General features: G+C 72.7%; 8 protein-coding genes. 7 read left to right on the forward strand and 1 reads right to left on the reverse strand.

Going from position 1 to position 6,091, the window contains the following annotated elements:
* From N4P33_RS31340 to N4P33_RS31355, 4 genes are all read left to right on the forward strand, one after another.
* On the forward strand, window positions 1-145 hold a 145-nt coding region (locus tag N4P33_RS31340; RefSeq protein ID WP_260830338.1), incomplete at its 5' end, for a phosphatase PAP2 family protein.
* A complete protein-coding gene (locus N4P33_RS31345; RefSeq protein WP_260830331.1) occupies window positions 138-1,082 on the forward strand; it encodes a decaprenyl-phosphate phosphoribosyltransferase in 945 nt (314 codons plus the stop codon). The genes N4P33_RS31340 and N4P33_RS31345, both read left to right, overlap by 8 nt.
* Window positions 1,076-1,552, forward strand: coding sequence for a GtrA family protein (locus N4P33_RS31350; RefSeq protein WP_260830332.1), 477 nt, complete (start codon window positions 1,076-1,078; stop codon window positions 1,550-1,552). Before N4P33_RS31345 ends, N4P33_RS31350 begins: the two co-directional genes overlap by 7 nt.
* Complete coding sequence (locus N4P33_RS31355) at window positions 1,540-2,466, forward strand: YihY/virulence factor BrkB family protein (protein WP_260830333.1); 927 nt, start codon at window positions 1,540-1,542, stop codon at window positions 2,464-2,466. Before N4P33_RS31350 ends, N4P33_RS31355 begins: the two co-directional genes overlap by 13 nt.
* On the opposite strand, the gene N4P33_RS31360 is transcribed toward N4P33_RS31355, so the two are convergent.
* On the reverse strand, window positions 2,414-3,697 hold the full coding sequence (locus N4P33_RS31360) for a D-alanyl-D-alanine carboxypeptidase family protein (protein WP_399030456.1): 1,284 nt from the start codon (window positions 3,695-3,697) through the stop codon (window positions 2,414-2,416). The genes N4P33_RS31355 and N4P33_RS31360 overlap by 53 nt on opposite strands.
* Window positions 3,698-3,788: 91 nt before the next feature.
* Between N4P33_RS31360 and N4P33_RS31365 the strand changes: the two genes are divergently transcribed.
* From N4P33_RS31365 to N4P33_RS31375, 3 genes are read left to right on the forward strand one after another with little or no spacing between them, the layout of a single operon-like run.
* Window positions 3,789-4,037: an SCO4848 family membrane protein gene (locus N4P33_RS31365; protein WP_260830335.1), complete on the forward strand. Its 249-nt coding sequence runs from the start codon at window positions 3,789-3,791 to the stop codon at window positions 4,035-4,037.
* A gap of 24 nt (window positions 4,038-4,061) precedes the next feature.
* Complete coding sequence (locus N4P33_RS31370) at window positions 4,062-5,354, forward strand: metallophosphoesterase (protein WP_260830336.1); 1,293 nt, start codon at window positions 4,062-4,064, stop codon at window positions 5,352-5,354.
* Window positions 5,355-5,408: 54 nt separating this feature from the next.
* A complete protein-coding gene (locus tag N4P33_RS31375; protein ID WP_260830337.1) occupies window positions 5,409-5,936 on the forward strand; it encodes a cysteine hydrolase family protein in 528 nt (175 codons plus the stop codon).
* Window positions 5,937-6,091: the final 155 nt, after the last annotated feature.

Raw genomic sequence — 6,091 nt, forward strand, 5'->3', positions numbered from 1 at the left:
GGCGGCGCCGCTCGCCGCTGCCGTGTGCCTGTCCCGCCTGGTGGCCGGCGTCCACTACCCCTCCGACGTGGCCGCCGGCGCCGCCCTCGGCGCGCTCACCGCCCGGCTCGGCCTGCGCTGGATCAGGGAGGGCGCCCATGGCTGACACCACGCTGCTGCGCCAGCGCGCCGCCCGAGACCAGCCGCCACCGCCGCCGAAGCGCGGCCTCCTCAGGGGCCTGCTGGTCACCGCGCGCCCCAAGCAGTGGGTCAAGAACGTCCTGGTGATCGCCGCCCCGGCCGCCGCCGGTGAACTCTTCTCGTGGCAGGCCCTCAGCCAACTCGCGCTCGTCTTCGTCCTGTTCACCGCCTCCGCCGCGGCCGTGTACCTCCTCAACGACGCCCGCGACGCCGAGGCCGACCGCGCCCACCCCACCAAACGCCACCGCCCCGTCGCCGCCGGCCAGGTGCCCGTCCCCGTCGCCTACGCCGCGGGCGCCGCCCTCGGCGTCCTCGCGCCGCTCGCCGCCGCCTGGCTGTGCCCCCCTCAGGTCGCCGCGCTCCTGGTCGCGTACCTCGCCCTGCAACTGGCGTACTGCGTCAGCCTCAAGCACGTCCTGGTCGTCGACCTCGTCGTCGTCACCACCGGCTTCCTGATGCGGGCCGTGAGCGGCGGGCTGGCCCTCGGGATCCCGCTGTCGCGCTGGTTCCTGATCACCACCGGGTTCGGCGCGCTGTTCATGGTCGCCGCCAAGCGCTACTCCGAGGCCGTGCAGATGGCCTCGAAGGCCGGTGCCACGCGCGCGTTGCTCACCGAGTACTCCACCGGCTACCTCCGTTTCGTCTGGCAGCTCGCCGCCGGGGTCGCCGTGCTCGGCTACTGCCTGTGGGCCCTGGAGGAGGGCGGAGTGCCGCACACCAGCGTGCTGCCCTGGCGCCAGCTGTCCGTGGTCGCCTTCGTCCTCGCGGTCCTGCGCTACGCCGTCTTCGCCGACCGCGGCACCGCCGGCGAACCCGAGGACGTGGTCCTCCGCGACCGTGCCCTCGCCGTGATCGGCGCGGTGTGGGTCGCGATGTACGCGCTGGCGGTGGCCAATTGGTAGCCGACGCCCTGAGCCCCGCCCGCACGGGCCGACGGACGTCCCGGGCCGCCCGCCGCCGCGAGCTGATCGGTTTCGCCGCCGCCGGGCTGCTCGCCTACGCCGTCGACCTCGCTGTCTTCACCTGCCTGCGCGGACCCGCCGGCGCCGGCCCGCTCACCGCCAAGGCGCTGTCGTTCGTGGCGGGTTGCCTCGTGGCCTACGCCGGCAACGCGCTCGGCCCCTACCGCACCGCACGCGCGCGTACCGGGCTGCGCACCGTCGCGGTGTTCTTCGCCGTGAACCTCGCGGGCGCCGCCGTACAGCTCCTCTGCCTGACCATCAGTCACTACGGCCTCGGCCTCACCTCCCAGCGCGCGGACACCGTCTCCTGGGCCGTCATCGGCATGGTCCTGGCCACCTTCCTGCGTTTCTGGGGCACCAGAACATTGGTCTTCCACACCGAGGGCAGGGACGGATCATGGACTGGCTGAAGAAACTTCCGGTCGTCGGGCCGTGGTTCGCCCGGCTGATGCTCACGCACGCGTGGCGGACGTACGAGCGGCTGGACCGCGTGCACTGGACGCGGCTGGCCGCCGCGATGACGTTCACCAGCTTCGTCGCCCTGTTCCCGCTGCTCACCGTGGCCGCCGCGATCGCCGCCGCCACGCTGAGCGAGGAGCAGCAGGACACCCTCCAGGACAAGATCGCCGAACAGATCCCCGGCATCTCCGACCGGCTGAACCTCGACAGCCTGGTGCAGAACGCCGGCACCGTCGGTCTGATCGCCGCCGTGCTGCTGCTGTTCACCGGCGTCAGCTGGGCCGGTTCCACCCGCGAGTGCCTGCGCGCGGTGTGGGAACTGCCCGACGAGGAGGAGAACCCGGTCCTGCGCAAGGCCAAGGACCTGGGCATCCTGCTCGGGCTCGGCGGCGCGCTGCTGATCACCCTGGGCGCCTCCACCGTCGCCTCCGCGCTGGTCGGCCGGATCAGCGACGGGATCGGCCTGGAGGAGGGCGGCTGGGGCGGCGCCCTGCTGCGGATCGCCGCCTTCGCCGTCGCCGTCGGCGCGGACTTCCTGCTCCTGCTGTACGTGCTGACGCTGCTGCCCGGCGTCGAACCCACCCGGCACCGCCTGATCGTGGCCGCACTCGTCGGAGCGGTCGGCTTCGAGCTGCTGAAGCTGCTGCTCAGCGGCTATCTGCAGGGCGTGGCCGCGAAGAGCATGTACGGCGCGTTCGGCGTCCCGGTCGCCCTGCTGCTGTGGATCAACTTCACGTCGAAGCTCGTCCTGTTCTGCGCCGGTTGGACGGCGACCCCGAGCAAGGAGGCGGACACATCCGAGGGCGCCGGGGTCACGAACGGGAGCGACGGCGCACCAGGTCCGGCAGCGGCCATCGGCGGTTGACCAGGAACGCGGCGCCCGCGAGCAGCGCCAGCACACCGCCCGTGACCGACAGCGCCACGCCGACCCCGCTCGAACCGCTCCCCGCCGGTGCGCTCGCCACCGGCTTCGAGCCCACGGCACCCTGGGACGAGCCGCCCGCCTCACCGGGCGAGGCACTGGCACCCGTCCCGCCACCGGCCTGTGCGGCGCCCTTCGGCGGCACCAGCTCACCCACCGGCTCGACCTTCCCGGCCGCCTTGAACCCCCAGTCGAAGAGCTTCGCGGTCTCCTTGTAGACCTCGTTGCTCTCGTCCTTCTCCGGGTTCATCACGGTGACCAGCAGCACCTTGCCGTCGCGCTCGGCGACACCGGTGAAGGTGGCGCCCGCGTTGGTGGTGTTGCCGTTCTTCACGCCCGCGATGCCCTGGTAGACGGGCACGTCCGTGTCGCCGGTCAGCAGCCGGTTGGTGTTCTGGATCTCGAAGGGCTTGCGGACCTTCTTGCCCTTCTTGTCCTTCTTCGTCTCGCCCGGGAACTTCGCGCGGACCGTCGAGGCGTACTCGCGGAAGTCCTTCTTCTGCATCCCGGAGCGGGCGATCAGCGTCAGGTCGTACGCGGAGGACACCTGCCGGGGCGCGTCATAGCCGTCGGGGCTGACCGCGTGCGTGTCGAGGGCCTGCAGCTCCTCGGCGTGCTCGTTCATCTCCCGGACGGTCTTCTCCACGCCGCCGTTCATCGCCGACAGCACGTGCACCGCGTCGTTGCCGGAGCGCAGGAACACACCGAGCCACAGATCGTGGACCGTGTAGGTCTCGTCCTCCTTGATCCCGACCATGCTGGAACCGGCGCCGATCCCGGCCAGGTCGGAGGGGACGACCTTGTGCTTCTCCGTCTTGGGCCACTTCGGCAGCAGGGTGTCCGCGAACAGCATCTTCAGGGTGGACGCCGGGGCGAGCCGCCAGTGCGCGTTGTGCGCGGCGAGCACCTCGCCCGACTCGGCGTCGGCGACGATCCAGGACCGCGCCGATATGCCCTTCGGCAGCACGGGCACACCGGTGGCGAGGTTCACCTGGGTGCCCGGCTGCCCGAGCCGGGCACCGCCGATGGTCGACATCTTCGCCGGGGGAGTGGCCGACGGGCTCGTCGTGGGACCGGGCGCCGCGACGGCGGCGGGCGCGGTCAGCGCGGTGGACACGAGGGCGACGGAGGCGGCCAGCAGCGATCGCCGGACGGTGTTCTTGGGTGCGGGCACGGTCGGAAACGTACATGCCACGTCCGGGCCCGTCGTCCCCCGGTCCCCACCCCGGGCAAGGTTTCGGACACCGCCCGGTGATACTGGATCCATGAAGCTCAGCCGCCCCGTGTCCTGGTTCCTGCTCGCTTTCGGGGTGTGGAGCTGGGTCATCTGGATCACTTTCGTCAAGAACCTGGTCAAGGACAGCAGCGGTCTCGCCTTCGACGACGGTGAGCCCACGGCCTACTTCTGGGTGCACCTGCTGCTCGCCGTCGTCTCCTTCGTACTGGGGACGGTCGTGGGAGCCATCGGGTTGCGCGGGCTGCGCGCACTGAGCCGGACGTCACGGACGTCCTGACCGGAAACAGGGGAACTGGGCACCGTGGCCGTCGTTTTCGTCCTCATCGCACTGCTGGTGCTGGCCGTCCTGGTGACGGGCAACTGGTACGTGTGGCGCAGGCTGTTCCGGGACACCACCCGGGGTCCCGGCGCGATGCGCCGCGCGGGCGCGGTGGTGATCGCCGGCGGCTGGGCGCTCACCATCGGCGCCCTCGTCGCCGAGCGGGCCGGAGCCCCGTTCTGGCTCCAGCAGACCCTGGCCTGGCCGGGCTTCCTGTGGCTGGCCCTCGCCCTGTACCTGCTGCTGGCGGTCCTCGCGGGCGAGCTCGTACGGCCGGTCCTGCGACGGGTGCTGGAGCGCCGGGCACGGCGGGCGACACCGGTACGGGAGCAGGAGCCGACGCCGATACCGGCGGGCACGGCACCGGCACCGGCCGCCGAGACCGCCGACGACGACACCGGCACCCCCGGCGAGACCACCACCCCCACCGACCCCACCACCCCCACCGGCCCCTCCCGCCGTCTCTTCGTCTCCCGGGTCGTCGGCGGGGCCGCCGCTGCCGCCGCCGTGGCGACCGTCGGGTACGGCACGTACGGCGTGCTGAGCGGGCCGAAGGTGAAGCGGGTCACCGTGCCGCTCGCCAAGTTGCCGCGCGCGGCGCACGGTTACCGGATCGCGGTGGTCAGCGACATCCACCTGGGTCCTGTGCTCGGCCGGGGCTTCGCGCAGAAGGTCGTCGACACCATCAACTCCACCCAGCCGGACCTGATCGCGGTCGTCGGTGATCTGGTGGACGGCAGCGTGAAGGACCTCGGCCCGGCCGCCGCGCCCCTCGCGCAGCTGACCGCACGGCACGGCTCCTTCTTCGTCACCGGCAACCACGAGTACTTCTCCGGTGCCGAACAGTGGGTCGAGGAGGTCCGCCGGCTCGGCCTGCGCCCGCTGGAGAACGCCCGCACGGAGCTGCCCCACTTCGACCTGGCCGGTGTGAACGACGTGGCCGGAGAGGACGAGGGCCAGGGCCCCGACTTCGCCCGCGCCCTAGGCGACCGCGACCGTACGCGCGCGTGCGTGCTGCTCGCCCACCAGCCGGTGCAGATCCACGAGGCCGTCGACCACGGGGTCGACCTCCAGCTCTCCGGCCACACCCACGGCGGCCAGCTGTGGCCCGGCAACCTCATCGCCTCTGCCGCCAACCCGACCCTCGCGGGCCTGGAGAGCTACGGCGACACCCAGCTGTACGTCAGCCGCGGCGCCGGCGCCTGGGGGCCGCCGACCCGCGTGGGCGCCCCGTCCGACATCACCGTGATCGAGCTGGCGTCCCGTCAGGCCTGACGGCCGCCTTGGTAGCGTGCGAGGGACCGCTGATCACCGTCCCCGGGGGAACCAATGGCACGCGCGCGTACGGCACTTGTCCTGATCGACCTCCAGCGGTGGATCGTCGGCATGCCGTGGCAGCCGATCGACGGGACCGCCGTCGTCGAGGCGTGCGGACGGCTGCGCGAGCACTTCACGGCCGACGCCGACTCGGTGGTCGTCCTCGTCCGGCATGTGAGCGCCGACGGCGGGGACGGCGGTGCCGACGCCCCGCGCAACCAGCTGGTCCCTCAGTGCGCGCCGCGCGCCGGCGACCACCTGGTGACCAAGACCGCCCTCGACGCCTTCGAGGGCACCGGCCTGCACGAGACGCTGCGCGACGAGGGCGTCACCGACCTGGTCCTCGCCGGCCTGTCCACCGCCCACGGCGTCGCGGCCACCGCCACCACAGCCCTCCGCCTCGGCTACGGCACGACGATCACCACGGACGCCACAGCGAGCGTCGACGAGCCCCAGTACCGGGCCGCCCTCACCCGGCTGACCGGCCTCGGCGCCCACACCACCCGGGTCGCGGACCTCGTGGCCACACGCGCTCACTGAACGCAGCTCGCTCCGTGCAGGGGACGGGCAGGCTGCGCCGCGGCCGCTCGGCCTGGGGCGATGGCCACCCGTGGCCGGGGCGTCCTCGGGGAGCGCGCGCGGGCGAGCAGGACTGGGCGCAGGCCCGGTTGACGGCGTCGCTCGCGGCCCCGGGG

The organism is Streptomyces sp. 15-116A (genome assembly GCF_025290915.1).
Lineage (GTDB): Bacteria > Actinomycetota > Actinomycetes > Streptomycetales > Streptomycetaceae > Streptomyces.